Genomic DNA, 21151 nt, shown 5'->3' on the forward strand with positions numbered 1-21151 from the left:
ATTGGATGCTTCTTCTATCAACCTCCACACGCATAACATCTAACATCTATAGTAGAAGATTTAATCTCTGTACCTTCCGGAAAACAAAGGGCTAAGGTTTCTACGTGGCAGACGGTAACCTCAAACTCGCACACCTGTTCACCATTACATAAATATTGGATCTGCACGGGTAATTGGAAACGTATTGGGACGATCTGGACGAAAGGAAGATCGGGGTATGGCCGAATAGGTTCTAATACAGTAAAGCTGCTGGCATCTGGATCAGCTTCACAAAGTATGGTAAGTTCTCCACCGTCATTCTCACATTCTAAGATTGTCAAATTGCAATCAGGTGGAATGGGAAAGTCACGGTCTACCTCTTTACAAAAGGCAATCCAATCATATACTCGCTCAACCCTAATACATTCTTTCGTATTATTTTCCTGCCGGGCTGCTGGAGGAGCAGGAAGCTGTTGTGATGGAGATAAAGGTCTCTCTATTTCCAAGGTCACATCGGACACTACCTGGACATTTTGGCTGAATACTAAGTTAAGGGATAAAACAAGAGGTGGAGCTGGTTCTACCTCAATATTAAAAGTACAATTGGTAATTCTCCCGGCAGAGTCTTCGGCGCTACAAGTAACTTCCGTCCTGCCTACTGTAAAGAAGGAACCCGATTCCGGTGTACAGGAGATATCGACCACTGTGCAGTTATCGGAAGCGATAGGGGCTGGGAAGTTTACTACTGCCCCAGTTTCCCCTGTCTCAATAAAGACGACCCTATCTTCCGGACACATGATAGTTGGCGCTTCGGTATCCGTGACGGTAATAGAAAGAGTAACGATAGCCGTATTTCCATCAATATTGGTCACTGTAATAGGAATATCTGTCGTACCAACCGGGAAGACTCCTTCCTCATCCACAGAAATATCATCCTGGGGCGGGGAGAAGATATAGGTTTCTGCTGGAGTCGTTAATTCATTAATAGGAAAAAAAGGGCTTGTGGCAGTAATCGTATACTCCACAAAAGCAGAACATTCCCCTGTATCGTTATCAACAATGATAGTATCTGGGCTGGTTATAGCTGGCTGGCTCAGGCAACTTGGCCCTGGTTCCGTTAAAAAAGGGATAAAATCGACATTGCCGACTACGGCGTTGGGATCTCCTGCCATGGTGCTCGGTGGACCACTCGGACTGCCCCACCAGTTGTTTTCAGCATCCAGAGGGACAGGTGGCTGAGGGACACCTGCCGGGTTAAAGATAAGTCCGCCATCGATATTGTTAAATATATTGTTATTATTTACGTGGACATTTGTAGAGATATTGATGCCCCCTCCAATTCGGATACCATAAGTCGTCTTTCCATCACCAAGTACTCCATTATCGTGGATACAATTATTAGTAATTTGGATATTATCTAAATTACGATCTATATATACAGCCCCATTATTACTGAAACTTCGATACACATCATTTCCATCAACGATGGCATCTCTTGAAATGACTGTTATTCCATCTGCCACTGCATCACGGACTACGTTATTAAGCACTCGACCAACGAAGCGATTTAAATCAAATGGTGCAGAAGCGGACCCCAGTTTAATTCCATCATTTACTAGTACATTTTGCACTAAGTTCCATTGGACTGTAATGTTGGTTGAATTATATATATAAATAGCCGCATCCGGAGAGCTGATGTTGTTTACTTCGTTATACTGAACGAAGCTATCAAATGATTCACAACACACATTAATCCCGTCACCAAACGTGTCAAATACATAATTATATTCAATGACACCATTACGGATATTTCTTAGTTGAATCCCTTCATCTCCAGTTGCCTGGTGTATAATATTATAACTGAGTACAGGATTAAACTTAATTGGAGCTGCAGCTAGTGAAGCAATTAAATCCCCAGTACCATTGCGTACCTCAAACCCATTGATTGTTATGTCATTCGCTTCAATCCGGAATATAGTGGATAGAACGCCTCTGCCATCTACTATAGCCTCATCTGCACTGCCTGGTGTTCTAGTCGATAAAAATGCAGGTCTAGGATCCACGTCAGCCTGCGGCCCTAAAAAAGTGACCCCATCTTTGGTAATGTCAATCCTTGCTGCTGGCTCGTATAAACCCGGTTCAACAATAATCGTACCGGGGGAATCAACAGCCACATAACCAGCTTCAATTGTAGCAAAAGCATTCGTTCCGATGACCTGACCGGGTCCTACTACTGTACCTGGAGGAAGTCCAGTCCAATCATCATTTACATAAACGGGTGAAGGCATATAAGTCCCTCCTTCATCTTTAGTTATCTTATTGTATGGTTTTGTGAAGGAAAGGGTAAGGGCAGGTGATTAGGCTGCCTTCAGGCACTTTAGAGAAGATAAGTTTTCTGATTAGGGCTTTTTTGCACTTTAAGATCCTATGTATAAACACCATCGGTACTGGTGGATCCGTTTAATATAAGAATAGAAAGAATTCTGGAATAAGATTGTGCTGAATGCTTCCGTCGATGATCCAAATGTTGTCCTGGTAAAAGTGAAGCTCGCAAGCGCTAAATACTGAAAATCCGACTTTAATATTAAGACCTTTAAGGAATTTGTGAAAAAGGTTGATGGCTGTAATTCAATAGAAGAAGAAAATAATAAAAAAATACTGTTCACTTTGATGAAAAGTACAGATAACTTTAAGAAGAGTGCACTAGAAAAGATATTCATTTAAAATTATTAAACCCTACCAGAGTTCCTTAGAACTAAGGTGGGGTTAATTTTTGGTTTTATTTCACTATTGTTTTGGTGTTGGATTAGTATAGCCACATCTCAAATGTAAGCGTTCAGATGAGTAATCTGGGAAGAAGCCGCTGCATAGGTGGATATAATTCCTACTCTTTAATAAGGAGTAAAGACTTCTTTTTTACTTCATTTTGGAAGCTCGATGACAAACTCCTCTTTTACAGGGTTCGATTTGGCATCATCATATTTATAAGCGTTTAAATAAGGTGAATATGTGTTTACATAAATTTTATTTTCGTTTGATTTAACATTCAACAGTCGCATGTAGCCATTCCCGCCTTCTGGCCCATTTTGATAATTGGCCATCATCTGATATACCTTTCGGTCAGGTTTACCATCTTCATTATCGTCAATTTCATCAATGCGAGTTTTACTGCCATAGTAGTGTCCGCTCAAGGTGGCTACAACGTTTTTATTAGGTTCTACGACGTTCTTAAATATCTCCTCACCGATCGGGCTGTGTTTTCCTGAAGCTAATAAATAATCGTGAAAGCTGAGAAAAGCAATGTGATTCGGATATTTGGCCAACACATGATTTACCCAGTCGATTTCGTCCTCAGAAATTCCCCAGCCCATGTACACCATAATATAATCATCCCCGTTCTCGCTGATTAAATCATAATGGCCTTGGTTATCTTTATATGACCCGCCGTAGGATGGCTGCTTCTCAAAACGTTGATCTCCAAAGTACTTTGAAAACTGTATATATTTACTGGGGCTATTTAAGTCGAGATCATGGTTTCCGGCTAAAATTCCATAAAGAATTTTAGCTTTTTCTAAAACTTTCATGTACATATCAGCGTACTGCCACTGTTCTTCATTATTCCATTCATTTACGATATCGCCGGTATGAAAGACGTAAGGAATGTTAATATAGTCTCTGTTTGCAGCAATCCAATCAACCATATTTTTGTATATATGAGGGTAGTTTTTTGAATAATACTGGGTATCTGACATCCACACGAACGTGTAATTATAAGGAGAATCTCTTTCGCTTTTACTGTTAACCGTTATGGAAGACTTGGGCGTTTCACCAGAAGCGATTGTTACCTGGAAAAGGATAATCATAAAAAAGCTTGCAAATAGGGTGGCGACCAGCATTTTTTTAAGGATCTGCTCCATAGCTGTCCCCCTTTAAATTGTGAATTTTATTAAATCATGTTGGTTACTGGTCCATTGAATTTAGTGTAGCTTCACAAGGAAATTATTATACAGCAGGGAGGAGCGGCGGAGGTTGGTAAAATTTAAAAGTGGTAAACAAAAAAGCCAAACCCATCGTTCAAGCGGGATTGACATCTCTTTTTCTCTAATCAGTATGCCTTTTTGTGTGTAGGTTTAAAGGCTTACGGTGACTAGCGATGTGAAAAGAAATAGCAGCATTAATGAAGCTGTTCTATATGTGAAAAAGAGGGGGTTAAGCGATTCAATACAACAAACAGCAGGTATGGTAAGAAACGGTGACGTAATCACATATTCGCTCGTGAATTAGGGAATAGATAAAAGTGGAAAAGTTACAAATGGTTATGAAGGAACTTTTACTGGTTTGTGTATCCTTAATATTAAGTTGCAGAGAGCCATTATAAATAGTACCGAATATAGTCATTTGGAGTTTATGATGCGTGGCACCGCTAAAGTGGAATCCTCTTTTGCAATTATAACGCCTGAATTGGTTTATCAAGCCTCATACTCGGTTCTGCTTGATTAAATAAAATAAAAATAACCCAAATAAGAGGTTTAATCACCAACCATTTGAGTTATTGTTATGTATTGTGAAATTGTTTAATCTAAAGCACGGTATAAGAAAGCACTGAATTCAGCTCTTGTTGCTTCTTCATTAGGTCGGAATGTGTTGTCAGAGTATCCTGTAGCTATAGAATTGTCAGCTAATGTGTACACATCTTCATGTGCCCAATGAGAAGATGTGATATCTTTAAAGCTGTAAGAACTGCTTGTACTACTTAATTCGAAAGCTCTAGTAATCATGGCTGCTATTTCAGCTCTGGTAATATCTTCATCTGGTTTAAATGTGTTGTTTCCGTAACCATTGATTACACCAGCTTCGACTGCAGCGTTTATGTATTCATAGGCCCAGTGAGAGGAAGAAACATCTTCAAATTGGCCGGACGAAGAAGGTTGAAGATCTAGTGACTCGCTCACCATTTTAGCAACTTGCGCTCTGGTGACATTGGCGGTAGGGCCAAAATTGCCATTAGATAACCCATTGATAATTCCTTCATCATTTAAGTGCTTAATTTCATCATAAGCCCAGTAATCAGGTGAAACATCGCTGAAGAAATTATCATCTAAAAATCTTTTAGCACCCGTATATTTATCCCCCCAATAACCAGAAAAGACCGGATCAATAGCTACTCCTCTGCTTTTGGAAGCAGAAATCATTTCCCCATTACCTATATAAAACCCAACATGGGAAATACCTGTTTTATGTGTGCCAGAGAAGAAAACCAAGTCCCCTATTTGGAGATTCGACGCTGTTACATATGTACCTTGTTTATATTGATCATATGAACCTCTTGCAAGATCAATCCCAAATTGATCCATTATATAGTATGTAAATCCCGAACAATCAAATCCATCTGGTGTTTCGCCGCTCCATTGGTATGGAGTTCCAAGATGCTTTTTTGCGCGCTCGATCACTTCATAGCCTGAAGCTGCTGCTGCGTACGTATGCGGTATAAAGAAAAACATTCCCATAAAACTAGCTATAACGACACTGACAAATTTCCTCCCCAAAAAAATACCTCCTAAATTATGTATGGATTGGTAGCTTGTTCTCATATAATATCGTAGCATATTATAATTCGACACTATTTTACAGTTGTATAACAAATATGATAAATTTCTATTAATTTTGTAATCTATGTGTACGTTATTAATAAAAAGCAGTTTGAATATATAATGTAATATCTTCTAATCTGACGAAATTACAAAAATCCTCTCAAAGGCCAGGGCGACACCACTTACAGGTGTCGCCCTGGCCTTATAGCATTTTGATCAGTTGTAGGTGTCTGGGTTAAACATAAATTGGAGCGATGTGAGAAATGCTGGTAGTTGCCTGTTCCGATTTCGATTTATAATACTAGTGGATATTCTGTGCCTTAACATGGCAACTCGCTATCATAGTAGTTGTTTTTTACATAATCACTGTATTATCAACCAGATCAAAATCACCCAGCGACATGGTAAAAGCAGCTCCAGTAGTAGTGAATCCGACCGGGGCGATTAACGAAGCTGTATCTAATGCAGTCCCCCAGGGCTGTGCGACATCCAGGAAATTTCGAACCACTTGGATTTGATCGTCGTTTGGTGAAGTGGTTCCTCCAAAGCGGTAATCCACATAAACAGCAAACCGATTCTCATTTGGATTGGTAATTGTATTTTCTTCTATCAGGATGGTATCAAGACCGGGAAAGTTAAACGGTAGAAAAATGATCGAACTACCAGAGCGGTCCTGGTGATCAATTTTATTTTCGCGAATAAAGACAGACACGTTTATAAAACCTGAAGTGTTAAAAAGGGCGAATTGGGTATGCTGTTCCATCGTGTTGCCTTCGATTCGAATCGTACCATCAAAAACATCATCGTTATTTGCCTGCTGGAACGTTAGTGTTCCTCTACTTGTCGGACTTCCTAGAAAAGTATTGTTGGTAATTATCGTTTCTCCTAAAATCCCCTCGAATTCTATAGAGTTCTCATCCCCGGTGTGTAAAAAGGTGTTCCCTGTAAGTGTCAGGTCTTCCGCTTTAATAAAAGCATTTCGTTCCCCACCTGATATCACCGAGTCCCTAATTGTAATCCCTTGATAATAATCCGCAGTTCCTCTTTGAGGAATTAGCAGCAAGGCTTCATCTCCAGCAGCTAGATCTGTGGGTCCAAAGAAGGAAAGGTCGGATATGGTAATGTTATCCGCCTGCAGCCTTAGACTGGTTGTATTGGTCAAAGAGTCTGGGAAGATTACGTTCGTTACCTCAGCTGAAAATCCTGTAATCGTTAATGGTTTATCAATCGTAAGGAACGTGGTTTGCGGATACTCACCAGGAAAGACAATCAAGAAATCATTAGGGTTTGCATCATCTACCGCTGGTTGTATTTCATTATAAAAGATGCCTTGAGTCACATTAAAAACTCTTCCGCCTGGCACTTGACAGCTGAAATCCTGGGAAAGCTCTATAGCATCCGAAGGGCATGGCACACAAGTTTCGGACGTTAGAGTGAGGACTAAACCACAAACGCCGTTTGTACAGACTAGTGTTTCCTCACATGGAGTGGTGCATGGATAACAGATCAAGTCTCCTTGAGCAATCCCTATACATTCTCCTTCTGCGGCTGTTACTTCATAGACACATACAAGCGGTGGTATCGATACGGTTACAGATCTCTCTATTTGGTTTTGTACCCAATCATATACGCGGTCGGTATTAAAACAAAATGCTTCTTCGGCTTGGTTGGGACCTATGGAATTCCGTTCAGGAGACGGTAGAGGCTCCTCAGTCATTTGCGGCGAGCATGAAAGTGGAGGAGTCGGCTTAGGGCAAGGGAGCGGGAATTCTTGTTCTCTTGGCTGGCAAAACATTGCCTCAAGCGCCACAGTGACGTTAGCCGTCGTTTGAACCCCCACGCACAAGTTCACATTGACATCAGCGAGAGTTTCAATTGGATTATCGACAATCGTACACACAAAACAGTCCGAGCTAGTGATTTGGCATTCTAAACTTGTACCGGGTGGTGCGCATAAGTAGTACGTTTCACATATTCTAAAATCTGCTGTCCCACTTCTCCCATCGTCTAGCGTCACGTTGACTGTACCTGTAATTAAAACCCGAACTTTCTGGAGGGTAATGACTGCACCGCTAGGAAGCGTAAACTGTTGTTCTCGGCGTCCGCCGGGCTGAGGAACCTCTGAACAACTTATATTGGTAATAACACACATGAATACTGATCCCCTTTTGATAAGTGAGCAAAAATAAAAAATGGTTGACCATCATTTCCATTTTACTCCCTTACTTGTATTGAAGTTTAAAAGATATAGTATTTATATGCTTTTCTAAATTCTTATGATTGTGCGGGAGGGGAAATAGGCCAGAATCTGCTTCATGATATACTTGATGGTTTATTCATTGAGGGAATTTTTCCAATAATAATAAAACGAAGCTGGCCTCCGATGATAAGCAAAAGACCAGCTTCGTTATTTCTTAAATATATACCTTTATTTTACCCATTCATCAATCAAATCCTGATTTTCTTCTACCCATTTCTTAGCACCGTCAATAGGCTCCTCGGCGCCTTCTACATACTCGATAAGCTCGCCGATTTGTTGATCATCCATTTTCCAGTTCTTTAACCATTCGCTTACTTCAGGGTATTCTTCTTCAAACCCTTGTCTTGTGGCATGGTGAATTTTTTCTACTCCACCGTATGTGTTTTGTGGATCTTCGAGGAACTTCAAATCATATTTGGAGAACACCCAGTGGGGGCTCCAAAGTGGTGCTACGATGGGTTCTTCATCTTTTACTGCTTCTCCAATTTCAGCAATCATCGCAGATTCAGAACTTGAAAGCAGTTCAAAGTCGAGTTCATAGTCCTTAATTAAATCTTCCGTTACTTCCATAGTACCTGCTCCAGGACCAAAACCAACAATTTCACTATTGAACATTTCTTTATGTTTATTTAAGTCTTCTACACTATTCACTTCATCTAAGTAGGAAGGAACCACAAGTCCTACTTTTGCGTTGTCATACCAGGTTGCATCTGAGAAATTGACGGTATCTTGATACTTCTCCAAATAATTAGCATCCTGGACCGGCAGCCAAATTTCTAAGCTAGCATCTAAATCGCCGCTTTCTAACGCCTTCATCGTACTACCCATATTCAAGTTGTTTAATTTCAAGTTATATCCTTTATCTTCTAAAATGACCTTCCACATGTTTGTTACAGCGATGTTTTCAGCCCAATTAACTTGACCAATCGTTAATTCTTTATCCTTTGCTTCTGATTCTGTACCTGTCTGCTCACTGTTTGCTTCCTCACCATTGCTTCCGCATGCGGCCAGTACAGCAACCATTAGAATCGCTAAAATAAAACTAAGTTCTTTTTTCCACTTGTACATGTTGAAAACTCCCCTTTGTTGTTATTTATTTTAATTTTTACAGATTGTAAAAAATTAAATACGTTAAGAATTTTTTTAACATAAAGGTATAAATAAGCCCACTCTTTCTTAGGAAAGAGGGGACTAACCCTGTGACAAGGCAGGCTGTAATTGTTTTCTATAGACTGTCTTATCACTTCTTGGCACTTTAATCTTGTGGATCTTTCGGTAAGAATTCGAAAATCTTACCGCTTCTTATACTTTCAACTAAGTCCTCTAACCAATGGTAGTATGTTTTAGATTCCTCTAATTGGTCATAGAATTTTTTTGCTTCTGCGACAATTTCAGGTGTACTGGCAGAATCTTTTATAACATTAATAAAATCCTCTTGAGCTTCCGTAATGGCTTCCAAATTCATTTTCGCTTCACGTTCCCACATCTGACAATAAAACGACATAAAGGATCTGAAGAAATTTTTCTCAGCTGCATACGTATGTTTCCTGGAACCTCGGGTGAATGTTTTTTTCACCATATCTATATCTTGGAGCCTGCGGACGCTTGTACTCATACTCGGTTTACTCATTCCAAGTTCGGTACGCATTTCATCAAGTGTCATCTGATCTTTGAAGTACATCGTCGCATATAAGTTTGCAGCAGCTGGTGTCACTCCATATAAATCCATTGTCTCTGCAATGGCACCAATAACTTTATCCTTGGCTTCCTCCATTTTAATGCTTGATTTTTCAGTGTCACTCATAAGGTCGCTCCTTCAATATAAAGTAAACTGTGTTAAATTTTTATCAAATATTCTTCACAAGACTTATATTAACGTGTTCAGTTGAAATGTCAAATAAGAATCTGATTTTTGGATCTGATGAAACTCCGCCACCTTAGTAATCATAAGCATTATAGTTTACTCCATTTCTTCCTGTACTTTAGATTCTAAATAGTTTTGACAGCATTTAAAAGACGTGTTAATGTTTAATTTGTTAAATAAATTTTTAATAAACTTAATTTACTTCAGAATTGGAGTTGATAGATATGGATCTAAAATTACAACAATACATCAATGGCAAATGGGTGGACGCGCACTCAGGAAAGACACGCCACATTATCAATCCATTTAATCAGGAAATGATTGCCACGGTTCCTGAAGGTGATGAATCAGATGCAAAAGCAGCCATTGCTGCGGCAAGAGAAGCATTTGATAACGGGGAATGGGCTTTAACCCCAGCAACTGAACGAGGAACTATCGTAACGAGAATTGCTGAATTAATTGAAAGAGACAAAGAAGAACTAGCCTATTTAGAATCATTGGATACTGGAAAAACAGTAGAAGAAAGTCGTGGAGACATGGAGGATATCGCTGGAGTGTTTCGTTATTATGGAGAACTTGCAGATAAAGATGGAGGAGAACTGATTGATTCTCCTGTACCGAACTCAAGCAGCAAAGTGGTACACGAACCAGTTGGAGTTTGTGGACAGATTACACCTTGGAATTATCCGTTACTGCAAGCGTCCTGGAAACTGGCCCCAGCTCTTGCGACAGGAAATACCTTAATCATGAAGCCTAGTGAAATTACACCTCTTACTACAATTAAAGTCTTCGAATTGATGGAAGAAGCTGGCGTACCTGCTGGTGTGGCTAACCTTGTTCTTGGTGCAGGCAATACGATTGGTGCTGAGTTGTCCAGCAGTACAGATGTAGATCTTATTTCTTTCACAGGTGGCATTGCGACAGGTAAGAAAATTATGCAGGCGGCGAGCGTGAATGTGAAGAAGCTCGCGCTTGAACTCGGCGGAAAGAACCCGAATGTTATCTTCGCGGATGCTGACTTTGACTTAGCTGTCGACCAGGCGTTAAACGGAGTATTTTTCCACGCAGGACAGATTTGTTCCGCTGGTACAAGACTAATTGTAGAAGAAAGCATTCACGATGAATTCGTCAACGCCCTTGTGGAGCGAGTGAAAAAATTCAAACTGGGCAGCGGATTTGATGAAGATACTCAAATGGGGCCGCTTATTTCAGCTGAACACCTTGAGAAAGTGGAGAAGTATGTGGAAGCAGGGGTAAAAGAAGGGGCAACTTTAGCCGTTGGAGGCAAGCGCCCAGAAGATCCGGAGTTGCAAAAAGGCTTCTTCTATCTGCCTACTATTTTCACAGACTGCACCACAGACATGCACATTGTTCAAGAAGAAGGCTTCGGTCCAATTATCACAGTTGAGAAATTCAGTGCAGAAGAAGAAGCGACTAAGCTTGCTAATGATTCCATTTATGGGCTTGCGGGCGGTGTCTTTACAAATGATATTGCCAAAGCTGAACGCTGTGCAGCGAAAATGCGTATGGGAACGGTATGGATCAATGAATTCAACCTATATTTCCCGCACGCCCCATGGGGTGGATTTAAGCAATCTGGCATTGGGCGTGAACTAGGCAAATTAGGGATTGAAGAATATACAGAGACGAAACATATATTCCAAAACCTTAAACCTGAACCGATTAACTGGTTTTAAGCTATCTATCTAGCAATCTTTAAGGGAGAGGCCTAAGTCTCTCCCCAGGTTTATGGATGATAACGATCAATCAAATAAATTTCATAATGAAGAAGGTCTATTTAGCAAGGATTTTATTTTGCTTATATTTTTTTCGAAACATAACATCTAAGGAGGAACACAAAATGGCTATGATTGAATCATATGATTATGTAATTGTTGGTGGCGGTAGTGCAGGTTCGGTACTTGGCAATCGTTTGAGTGCAGACGGTAAAAAAAGCGTACTTGTTCTAGAGGCTGGACGCAGTGACTATTCATGGGACTTACTCATTCAAATGCCGGCAGCATTGCCGTTCCCTTCAGGGAAGAATCTTTATGACTGGCAGTACGAATCAGATCCTGAGCCTTATATGAATGGGCGACGAATCCCGCATGCGCGTGGAAAAGTACTTGGAGGTTCCAGTTCCATTAACGGTATGATCTATCAACGTGGAAATCCGAAAGACTATGAACGCTGGGGAGCTGACGAAGGGATGGAAAGTTGGGATTGGAAGCATTGTCTTCCTTATTTCAAGCGTCTAGAGAATGCGCTTGAATCGCCGAATGATGAACTTCGCGGTAATGATGGTCCAATCAAACTGGAACGCGGTCCAGCTAAAAATCCTTTGTTCGACGCTTTCTTTGAATCAGGTGTACAGGCTGGGTATAACAGAACCCCTGATGTAAACGGATTTCGTCAGGAAGGTTTCGGACCATTTGATAAACACGTGTACAAAGGGCAACGTCTGTCTGCATCCCGTGCTTACTTGCACCCGGTAATGGACCGTGAGAACCTAACAGTCAAGACACGTGCTTTTGTTACAAACATTGACTTCGATGGGACGAAAGCTAAAGGATTAACGTATAAACGAAACGGAAAAATGCATCAAGTACAAGCCGGAGAAATTATTCTTTCAGGTGGGGCGATCAACACGCCACAGTTGCTTCAACTCTCTGGTGTTGGTGATGCGAAGCACCTTCGCTCCCTTGGCATTGAGCCAGTTGTCGATCTACCGGGAGTAGGGGAAAACCTTCAAGATCACCTTGAAGTATATGTGCAACATGCGTGCCCGGTTCCGGTTTCCGAACAGCCTAACCTGCAGAAGAGACGCATGCCTTGGATCGGCTTACAGTGGATGCTTGGACGTACAGGACCTGCGGCAACGAACCATTTCGAAGGGGGAGGTTTTGTCCGTTCAAATGAAGACGTTGACTATCCGAACTTGATGTTCCACTTCCTTCCGGTAGCGGTACGTTACGATGGACAAAAAGCACCAACCGATCACGGATTCCAAGTCCACATCGGACCTATGTATTCAGATGCACGTGGGTCCTTGAAGATTAAGTCGAAAGATCCGAAAGAGCACCCAAGCATGGTGTACAACTATCTTTCTACTGAACAAGATAAACGTGAGTGGGTAGAAGCGATCCGCATCACTCGTGAAATTATGTCTCAACCGGCTATGAAACCTTACAATGCTGGAGAAATTTCACCTGGTCCTACGGTTCAAACCGAGGAAGAGATTTTGAATTGGGTAAGGGAAGACGCTGAGACGGCGCTTCACCCGTCTTGTACAGCTAAGATGGGACCTGAATCAGACCCGATGGCAGTGGTTGACCCTAACTCAATGAAGGTTCACGGACTCGACAATGTGCGAGTGGTGGACGCATCTGCCATGCCTTATGTAACAAACGGAAATATCCACGCTCCTGTATTGATGCTGGCAGAAAAGGCAGCGGACCTTATCCTTGGGCGTAAAACACTTGATGCCATTGATGCTGACTACTATCGTCATGGTGAGCATCCAGCTGAAGCAGGTACAGTAACTAAATAACGCTTCTTGTGAGAAGGCCTCTATCAAAAAGAGTTTGTTTATGAAGCAAACCTTTTAGATAGAAGGCCTTTTCTTTTTTCCTTATAGGCTTATTAAGCTAAAGGGCCGTTTAGTTAAAGACTCAGTTTCGAGATATTGGTTTGCCGTGAAGGTCCTACGGGGGACGATTTCGCTTTCCGTGGGCATGTGCTGAGCCTCCTCAAGCTTCGCTTTCCGGGGTCTCACCGATCATGTTCATCCCACAGGAGTCTTCATCGTCCCCCTCCGGCCCTTGCCAAAACAGAATTTCAAAACCACTTCAAACATCACCTGAGTGATGAGGGATGAGACCATGTGGTTTCGTACCTATTTTAGGATGTAACGATGCACAATAGCCTGTCATAAAAGCATTTCATACAGATTAAGGAGGAAAACCTTTCTCTTCTAGGAGGGTCCGTTTTTCTTAATCATGTTGGGGTGGCGGAGGAAACGACGAGACTCCCGCGGGAGAAGGAGCTAGGTGAGACCCCACAAGGAGTGTTAACGACTGAGGAGGCTTGCCAGTTCCCCCGCAGGAAAGTGTTCAAATGTGGAATCACCCCGAAAGACACGACCAGCATAAGCCGACCATCAAAAGGATTGTGGTTTTTCAATCCGTTGATGAGCGGCTTATGTCTCGAGTGTCTGGGTGATGGAACAAGACGTGTTGTTTCCGTAGCCGCCTTCATCAAATCGTTGACAACGGACCCGAGTTATCTCGAAACTGAGTCTTCAAGTAATGGGAGCTTTACTGTAAGATCCACACAATTAATTTTCACTCTTAAAGACAAAAAACTCCGAAAAACAGGATTATATTCAACCCTATTTCCGGAGTTTTTTATCTGTAATAGAAGAAAGTTTTTTCTACTATTAGTTTCTAATCAAGTAATCAAATGCACCAAGAGAGGCATTTGCACCATCGCCCATAGAAATAATAATCTGATTGTTTGGACAGTCGGTTACGTCACCGGCAGCAAACAGACCAGGTAGATTCGTAGAACCTTGCTTATTGGTGATGATTTCACCAATGCGGTTGGTTTCTACGTCTGCGTCTAACCATTCTGTATTTGGGACAAGACCAATTTGAACGAAGACACCCTGAAGGGCAATGTGCTGTTCTTCACCAGATTCACGATCGATATACGTAATACCATTTACGTTTTCGTCACCGGTGATTTCTGTAGTTTGAGCATTTGTCTTCACATTAACGTTTGGAAGACTATTTAGTCGTTCTTGGAGAACCTCATCCGCTTTCAGCTCGTCGGCAAATTCAAGTACAGTAACGTTTTGAACAATACCGGCAAGATCGATAGCTGCTTCAACGCCGGAGTTTCCACCGCCGATGACCGCTACGTCTTTACCTTCGAACAATGGACCGTCACAGTGAGGGCAGTAGGCTACACCTTTGTTCTTGAACTCTTCTTCACCTGGCACGCCGATCTGGCGCCAGCGTGCACCTGTAGAGATAATGGCACTCTTACTCTTCAGAACACCACCATTATCAAGTTCAATTTCGAACATGCCGTCATTCTTTTCCAACCCTTTAACACGTTGAAGGTTCATGATATCGATATCATAGTCTTTCACGTGTTCTTCAAGGCTTGCTGCGAATTTCGGTCCTTCTGTATTTTTGACACTGATAAAGTTCTCGATGGTCATGGTATCAAGAACCTGACCGCCGAAGCGCTCGGCCACAACTCCCGTGCGGATTCCTTTACGTGCAGCATAAATAGCAGCACTGGCACCTGCAGGGCCACCGCCGACAACTAACACATCGTATGGGTCACGGTTTGTAAATTCTTCTGGAGATGGACCGTCACTGATTTTTGCGACGATTTCTTCAAGAGTTATACGGCCGCCGCTGAAGAATTCTCCATCAAGATAAACAGCTGGAACTGCCATTACATTATTTTCTTCTGCTTCTTCTTTAAAAGCAGCGCCATCAATCATGGTATGAGTTATGCCAGGGTTTATTACGCTCATAATATTTAGAGCCTGTACCACATCAGGGCAGTTATGACAGCTTAAGCTTACATAGGTCTCGAATTTATATTCTCCGCTGATGTTTTTAATTTGTTCCACCATTGTATCATCAATTTTTGGAGGTCTTCCGCTTACTTGAAGTAAAGCAAGCACTAACGATGTGAATTCATGACCGAGCGGAACACCGGCAAAGGTAATTCCTGTTTCCTCTTGAGGACGGTTTACGCTGAAGCTGGGTGTGCGTTTAAGTTCTGCATTTGTAACGGTAATTTTCGGTGACATGGAGGCAAGCTCATCGGTGAGAGCCAGCATGTCGCGGGAGACATCATCGTCTCCCGCGCTGACTTTCAGTTCGATGTCACCTTCTAAAAGCTTTAGATATTCTTCTAATTGTGCTTTTATTTGTGCATCTAGAACCATTTATTTCACTCCTTAAATTTTGCCAACTAGATCAAGGCTTGGCGTAAGGGTTTCTTCGCCTTCTTCCCATTTAGCCGGGCAAACTTCGCCAGGATTGTTTCGTACATATTGAGCAGCTTTGATTTTACCTACAAGATTATCTGCATCGCGGCCGATTCCGCCTGCGTTAATTTCTACGGTTTGGATAACACCATCCGGATCAATTACGAAAGTACCGCGTTCAGCCAGGCCATCTTCTTCGTTCAATACGTCGAATTGACGGGAAAGCTGTTGAGATGGATCCCCGATCATTGGGTACTTGATTTTGTTGATTTTTTCAGAGCTATCGTGCCAGCCTTTGTGTACGAAGTGAGTATCTGTAGAAACAGAGTATACTTCAACACCAAGGTCTTTCAAAGTTTCATAGTTATTTTGAAGGTCTTCAAGTTCAGTTGGGCACACGAAAGAAAAGTCTGCTGGATAGAAGCAAACAACGCTCCACTGACCTTTGAAATCCTGTTCTGTTACGTCAATAAAGTCTTCACCGTCTTTGAATGCTTTTGCCTGAAATGGTTGTACTTCTTTTCCGATTAGAGCCATAGTAGAATTCCTCCTGTATTTGTGATAAGATTTCTGCTTTTCTTAAGCAGTTTTTTATAATAATTCTAATCCAGTAACTATTATTATATAGAATGCGTTTTTTGTCAACACATCCATAATTCCGTCGAAAAAACATTTCTCCAATGGTTGGTAGGTGGAATTAAACAACCTGTAGGGGGCTAAATAATTCCTTACACTCTACCTATAACAAAGACATGAGTGACTGTCTAGGCAAAAGGGTTAAGAGGATTTCCCCAGGAAGCACTAGATAGTGGTTTTGTTTGGCTGTAGGTTTATACAAGGGGATAGTTACACCCACACATTATCAATGACTCATGATAATTGAAATTAGTACCATTAGAGAAAAAGTGCTCATGAAAACAGTTATTTTCACAAAGAAGAAGTAAACATTAAATAATTACCCTGTTCGAAAGATTATTTAATGTAAAGGGTGAAACGATAAACTCCTTAATAAATAAAGCAATTGTCATTTTCGAGAATGATTTATTCTTTTATGAGGCGAGCGAAGTGTTACCACTGTTATTGGTGCCACGCTCGGAGTAAAGTTAGTAAAAGAAATGCATTTTCCACGATTCCCCTTATAGTGACCACCAAAACAGGGCCTCTTCTAGAGGCAGGAGGAAGTAAAAGCATGGTTCTACACCTGCTTCCATCAATTCCAAGACATTATTCCAAAAGTAGAATCCGCCAGCCGTAGACACCACCCTAAGATATAGCCCTCTGTCCAGCTCATCCCATTAGGTACCGTCCCCTAAGATTAGCTATTATTTTCAATTGTGAACAATTAAATAAATTTCATTAAATATAAGGAAATAATAGTAATTAAATGGTAATATATTCTTTATAATCTATTGGTTTATAATAATGGAATAATTTTGAAAGCGTTATATTAAAATTAGAAAAGGTTGATGAAAAGTGACAATGCCAGTGAAAGAACCCTCCATTTTCGATCATACGGGGCATAAAATTATTACCGAAGATCGCGAAATAGCGATTATCGCTAAGATGGACAATCCGTTGATCGCTATCCTGGGTAATGTGGTGAGTGAGGAAGAGTGTGAACAGCTCATCTTTCTGTCCAAAAACAAAATGAACCGATCAAAAATTGGATCACAACACGAGGTGAGCGACATTCGGACGAGCAGCAGTACCTTCCTGCCAGAAGATGAACTCACGGACCGAATAGAAAAACGTGTGGCACAAATCATGAATGTACCCGTAGAACATGGAGAAGGACTTCACATTTTAAATTATAAACAAGGACAAGAATATAAAGCCCATTACGACTACTTCCGTTCAAAGGTTAAAGCAGCGAACAACCCAAGGATTAGTACACTGGTTTTGTATTTGAATGATGTGGAAGAGGGAGGAGAAACCTACTTTCCACATATGAATTTGTCCATCTCCCCTCATAAAGGCATGGCCGTCTATTTTGAATATTTCTATTCCGATCCACTCATCAATGAACGGACTCTCCACGGCGGTTCGCCGGTCACTTCCGGTGAAAAGTGGGCTGCGACGATGTGGGTAAGAAGAAAACAATACAGGTAAGGGTAAGTCTCGCATGTGCAATTAAATCAGAAACACCTTTAAAGCGGTTATGTATTCCTTTGAAGGTGTTTTTTCTATGCCATGCCTTACCATAGTCTTTTACAGTCATGATAACGGAGGTAAATCCAATCCTTTCATCTAATCTCTATAGCACTTGTGGTTAAATAACGCTTAGAAGCGTTCAAATCTGAAAGACCGGTGTCTATATGTTATAATATCGTAAATGTCTTAACAGAATAATAACTAGAAATGTCCTCTTTATCTGAAGGGTGGACAGCTACATAAACGAGTTAAAAATTTGAAGTTCGGGAGAGATTTACATGAGTTCAAAATCCGCAATGAAGCTATTTACGTTAAACTCCAATGAACCTTTAGCGCAGGAAATATCTGAGATATTAGAGACGCCAATAGGAAAAAGCTCCGTTGTTCGTTTTAGTGATGGTGAAGTGCAAATTAATATTGAAGAAAGTGTGAGGGGGGACGATATTTATCTTATTCAATCCACCTCTCAGCCAGTTAATGAACACTTGATGGAATTATTAATTATGATTGATGCAATGAAGAGGGCTTCAGCTAGGACCATTAATGTGGTGCTTCCGTATTATGGATATGCCCGTCAGGATCGAAAGGCTCGTGCGCGGGAGCCGATTACAGCTAAATTGATTGCTGATTTACTTGAATCGGCAGGGGTCTCCAGAGTCATTACTATGGATATGCATGCGCCTCAAATTCAAGGCTTCTTCAACATCCCTGTGGATCAGCTGCTTGGCACATCTATTCTGGGTCAATACTACAGAGAAAAAGATATGAAGGACATCGTTGTGGTAGCACCAGCAACTAGTGGTCTGAGTCGTGCCAGAAGGATGGCAAACTTGTTAGATACCCCGATTGCTTTTATTGATAAGCGGAGACCTGAACCGAATGCGGATGAGGTTATGAATGTTGTTGGATCCATTGAAGGGAAAACAGCCATTATCGTGGATGATATGATTGATACAGCAGAAACGGTGGTGCAGGCGGCGACTGCTCTGGTGGAAAGCGGAGTTAACGATATTTATGCCTGCGGAACCCATGCGGTTTTATCAGAACCTGCCGTTCAAAAAATTGCTGATTCGCCAATTAAGGAACTGGTCATCACCAACACTGTTTTCTTACCGGAAGAAAAGCAGATTGACAAAATCAAATCACTGTCTGTCGCCCCGTTGTTTGCAGATGCGATCGTACGTGTTCAAACGGATCATTCAGTAAGTGAACTGTTCGATTAAAAGAGAAATAACTATCTTGGAAAATTTAAAGTAATACCCGTGAAAAGGATGATCTCTGTTAAAAAGAGGTCATCTTTTTTATCAAATCATGACGCAGTTACCAACTTGTCAAGGCAAGTTTCTAGACATCTTTCTGTTTTTTCATCTACGATAATAATATGGGTCACGCAATGCATTCAGATTGGAACTTAGAAAGGATGAAGAAATGATGAAAGTACTTGTTGTTGGAGCAAACGGTCAAATTGGTAAACACCTGGTTTCCACTATTCAGGATAGCGAAAAATTGGAAGCTAAAGCTATGATCCGTAAGCAGGAACAGGCGTCCTTTTTTGAGGATAAAGGAGCAGAAACAGTAGTCGTTGATTTAGAGGATGACATTGAAACGATTGCGAAAGCAGCTGCAGGAGTAGATGCGATTGTATTTACTGCAGGGTCTGGACCTCATACAGGTCCCGACAAAACCGTTCTTATTGACTTGGACGGGGCAGTGAAGACAATCGAAGCAGCTAAAGTAGCTGGCGTGAAACGATATGTGATGATCAGCTCGTTTGATACAAGTCGTGAAGCTATTCAGAGTGCCCCTTCATCCTTTGCACCATACGTTGCAGCGAAACATTACGCAGATGAATGGTTGAGAGGAACAGATTTGGATCATACAATCATCCATCCTGGTATGCTGACGAATGATGAAGGAACCGGCCAGGTAGAAGCTGCTTCCAAAGTAGAAAGAGGAGAAGTCCCACGAGAAGATGTAGCAAACGTGATCGCAGCCACTTTGGAAGATGATTCAACAATTGGTAAAGAATTTCAGGTCGTGAGCGGAACGAAATCGATTAAGGAAGCGATACAATCTCTTTAATTAAATAAGGCGATAGAAAAGGCAATTCACCGGAATGGTGAATTGTCTTTTTCTCTATCTGATGATGATCAGCTGGGGTATGAAGAAGAAAGTGCCATAAAGAACTTAAAAAAAATGAAGCGGGGCACCAGGTACATGGTAAAGCTCAATCAGTAGCTGGTTACCGAGAGAGGGGGGCTAGGGGTAGACTTCAAGTTTGTCCAGTTTGCGAATAATCAGGTGAATCGTAATAAAACCACCTAGGTACATCAGGAAAGTATAGAAAATACTCCATTTTTCATGATAAGTCAAAAGATGAATAGAAAGAGCGGTAAATTCAATACCAGTCATTCCAAGAACAAATAATGTGTAAATCCAAGCAGGTTGTTTCTCCTTATAGTACATAAAATACGTAAACCATACAGCTGATATTGTAAAAATACCTAAATCAAGAAACATCGTATTTAAAAGCCCCACATTTGAAGACGTGTGGATTGTCCAGAGGTTTGTCTGAATTCCAAGCTGGTTCAGTGTCAATGCGATTAAAGCAGCGAATGGGGCAACGGTAAAGAAAATCTTAGGAGCTCTCTTATAGACATATCCAGCGGTCAGCCAAGGAATGATGAAGCCTAGAACAATCATTAACAACATAGTAACCACCTCCTTTGCTATCCATCATTTCTAACAATCTATAGGAAATATACGTGGTAATAAAATGGTAATTGTCGAGCGCTGTCTATGTTGTTATATATAAAGTCTGGCCATACAAGAGATTGAAGTTTTTTTGAAATGTTGGAGTCTTCTCAGAGGTCTCAAAAACCAGATGTAGTGTAGAAGGTTGTACCGAATGGAATAATGTATGAAATGCATTTTAGAAGATTGTTTAGGTAGTAAGGTCATAAGAAATAGAAGATCTGGAGGGATTTTTTCCCTTTTATGAATTAAAAAAGGATCAGATTCGTGTTGAGAACCTCATCCTTATTCCGTATATTAATTTAAAAGCGTCAGTCCCTAAAGGGGATTGACGCTAATTTATTGGGAGTAACGACGCTTTCCGCAGCAGCCGCCAGACTTTTTGTATGCCGCTGTCCGCTTTCCGTTTTTCGTATTAATGACGACCGGGGCATCTTTGTCTTGCGATATTTTGGGAAGGGTAGTTGTGGTTTTAATTTTCCTCTTCACCAACCATCTCTCCTTTCAATAATACAATATTCATTTTTCCTTGAAAGGAG

At 41.2% G+C, this 21151-nt stretch carries 15 protein-coding genes; 5 read left to right on the plus strand and 10 right to left on the minus strand.

Going from position 1 to position 21151, the window contains the following annotated elements:
- Positions 1 to 17 precede the first annotated feature (17 nt).
- From ACTWP7_RS12650 to cudC, 6 genes are all read right to left on the minus strand, one after another.
- Positions 18 to 2267 carry an HYR domain-containing protein gene (locus tag ACTWP7_RS12650; protein WP_443123485.1) on the minus strand — a complete coding sequence of 750 codons (2250 nt, stop codon included), beginning with the start codon at positions 2265 to 2267 and terminating at the stop codon, positions 18 to 20.
- A gap of 633 nt (positions 2268 to 2900) precedes the next feature.
- Complete coding sequence (locus tag ACTWP7_RS12655; protein ID WP_443123486.1) at positions 2901 to 3896, minus strand: metallophosphoesterase; 996 nt, start codon at positions 3894 to 3896, stop codon at positions 2901 to 2903.
- A gap of 657 nt (positions 3897 to 4553) precedes the next feature.
- Complete coding sequence (locus tag ACTWP7_RS12660; protein ID WP_443123487.1) at positions 4554 to 5525, minus strand: C40 family peptidase; 972 nt, start codon at positions 5523 to 5525, stop codon at positions 4554 to 4556.
- A gap of 400 nt (positions 5526 to 5925) precedes the next feature.
- Positions 5926 to 7722: a hypothetical protein gene (locus ACTWP7_RS12665; RefSeq protein WP_443123488.1), complete on the minus strand. Its 1797-nt coding sequence runs from the start codon at positions 7720 to 7722 to the stop codon at positions 5926 to 5928.
- Positions 7723 to 7998: 276 nt separating this feature from the next.
- Entirely contained in the window at positions 7999 to 8898 is a 900-nt protein-coding gene (locus tag ACTWP7_RS12670) for a glycine betaine ABC transporter substrate-binding protein (RefSeq protein ID WP_443123489.1), read from the minus strand.
- A 187-nt stretch (positions 8899 to 9085) separates the two neighbouring features.
- Positions 9086 to 9634 (minus strand): choline uptake/conversion transcriptional regulator CudC, encoded by a 549-nt coding sequence (gene cudC, locus ACTWP7_RS12675; protein WP_443123490.1) that lies wholly within the window; start codon positions 9632 to 9634, stop codon positions 9086 to 9088.
- Positions 9635 to 9918: 284 nt separating this feature from the next.
- Here cudC and betB point away from each other — a divergent pair, with 284 nt between their 5' ends.
- On the plus strand, positions 9919 to 11391 hold the full coding sequence (gene betB / locus ACTWP7_RS12680; protein WP_443123491.1) for a betaine-aldehyde dehydrogenase: 1473 nt from the start codon (positions 9919 to 9921) through the stop codon (positions 11389 to 11391).
- A 170-nt stretch (positions 11392 to 11561) separates the two neighbouring features.
- The gene (gene betA, locus ACTWP7_RS12685; protein WP_443123597.1) at positions 11562 to 13244 is read left to right on the plus strand and encodes a choline dehydrogenase; all 1683 of its coding nucleotides are present in this window, start codon (positions 11562 to 11564) and stop codon (positions 13242 to 13244) included.
- Positions 13245 to 14132: 888 nt separating this feature from the next.
- Here betA and ahpF read toward each other — a convergent pair.
- Together ahpF and ahpC are read right to left on the minus strand one after the other, a co-directional pair.
- Positions 14133 to 15665 (minus strand): alkyl hydroperoxide reductase subunit F, encoded by a 1533-nt coding sequence (ahpF, locus tag ACTWP7_RS12690; RefSeq protein ID WP_014641730.1) that lies wholly within the window; start codon positions 15663 to 15665, stop codon positions 14133 to 14135.
- A gap of 12 nt (positions 15666 to 15677) precedes the next feature.
- The gene (gene ahpC / locus ACTWP7_RS12695) at positions 15678 to 16244 is read right to left on the minus strand and encodes an alkyl hydroperoxide reductase subunit C (protein WP_014641731.1); all 567 of its coding nucleotides are present in this window, start codon (positions 16242 to 16244) and stop codon (positions 15678 to 15680) included.
- Between the two features lie 942 nt (positions 16245 to 17186).
- Between ahpC and ACTWP7_RS12700 the strand changes: the two genes are divergently transcribed.
- The 3 genes from ACTWP7_RS12700 to ACTWP7_RS12710 all read left to right on the plus strand — a co-directional run bounded on the left by ACTWP7_RS12700 (position 17187) and on the right by ACTWP7_RS12710 (position 19940).
- Positions 17187 to 17816: a 2OG-Fe(II) oxygenase gene (locus ACTWP7_RS12700; RefSeq protein WP_443123598.1), complete on the plus strand. Its 630-nt coding sequence runs from the start codon at positions 17187 to 17189 to the stop codon at positions 17814 to 17816.
- A 320-nt stretch (positions 17817 to 18136) separates the two neighbouring features.
- Complete coding sequence (locus ACTWP7_RS12705) at positions 18137 to 19081, plus strand: ribose-phosphate diphosphokinase (RefSeq protein WP_014641733.1); 945 nt, start codon at positions 18137 to 18139, stop codon at positions 19079 to 19081.
- Between the two features lie 205 nt (positions 19082 to 19286).
- On the plus strand, positions 19287 to 19940 hold the full coding sequence (locus tag ACTWP7_RS12710; RefSeq protein ID WP_443123492.1) for an SDR family oxidoreductase: 654 nt from the start codon (positions 19287 to 19289) through the stop codon (positions 19938 to 19940).
- 177 nt (positions 19941 to 20117) lie between these two features.
- On the opposite strand, the gene ACTWP7_RS12715 is transcribed toward ACTWP7_RS12710, so the two are convergent.
- The gene (locus ACTWP7_RS12715; RefSeq protein ID WP_443123493.1) at positions 20118 to 20570 is read right to left on the minus strand and encodes a hypothetical protein; all 453 of its coding nucleotides are present in this window, start codon (positions 20568 to 20570) and stop codon (positions 20118 to 20120) included.
- A gap of 381 nt (positions 20571 to 20951) precedes the next feature.
- Positions 20952 to 21101 (minus strand): hypothetical protein, encoded by a 150-nt coding sequence (locus ACTWP7_RS12720; protein ID WP_443123494.1) that lies wholly within the window; start codon positions 21099 to 21101, stop codon positions 20952 to 20954.
- Between the last annotated feature and the right edge of the window lie 50 nt (positions 21102 to 21151).

The organism is Halobacillus sp. B29 (assembly GCF_052246755.1).
GTDB classification, from domain to species: domain Bacteria; phylum Bacillota; class Bacilli; order Bacillales; family Halobacillaceae; genus Halobacillus; species Halobacillus halophilus.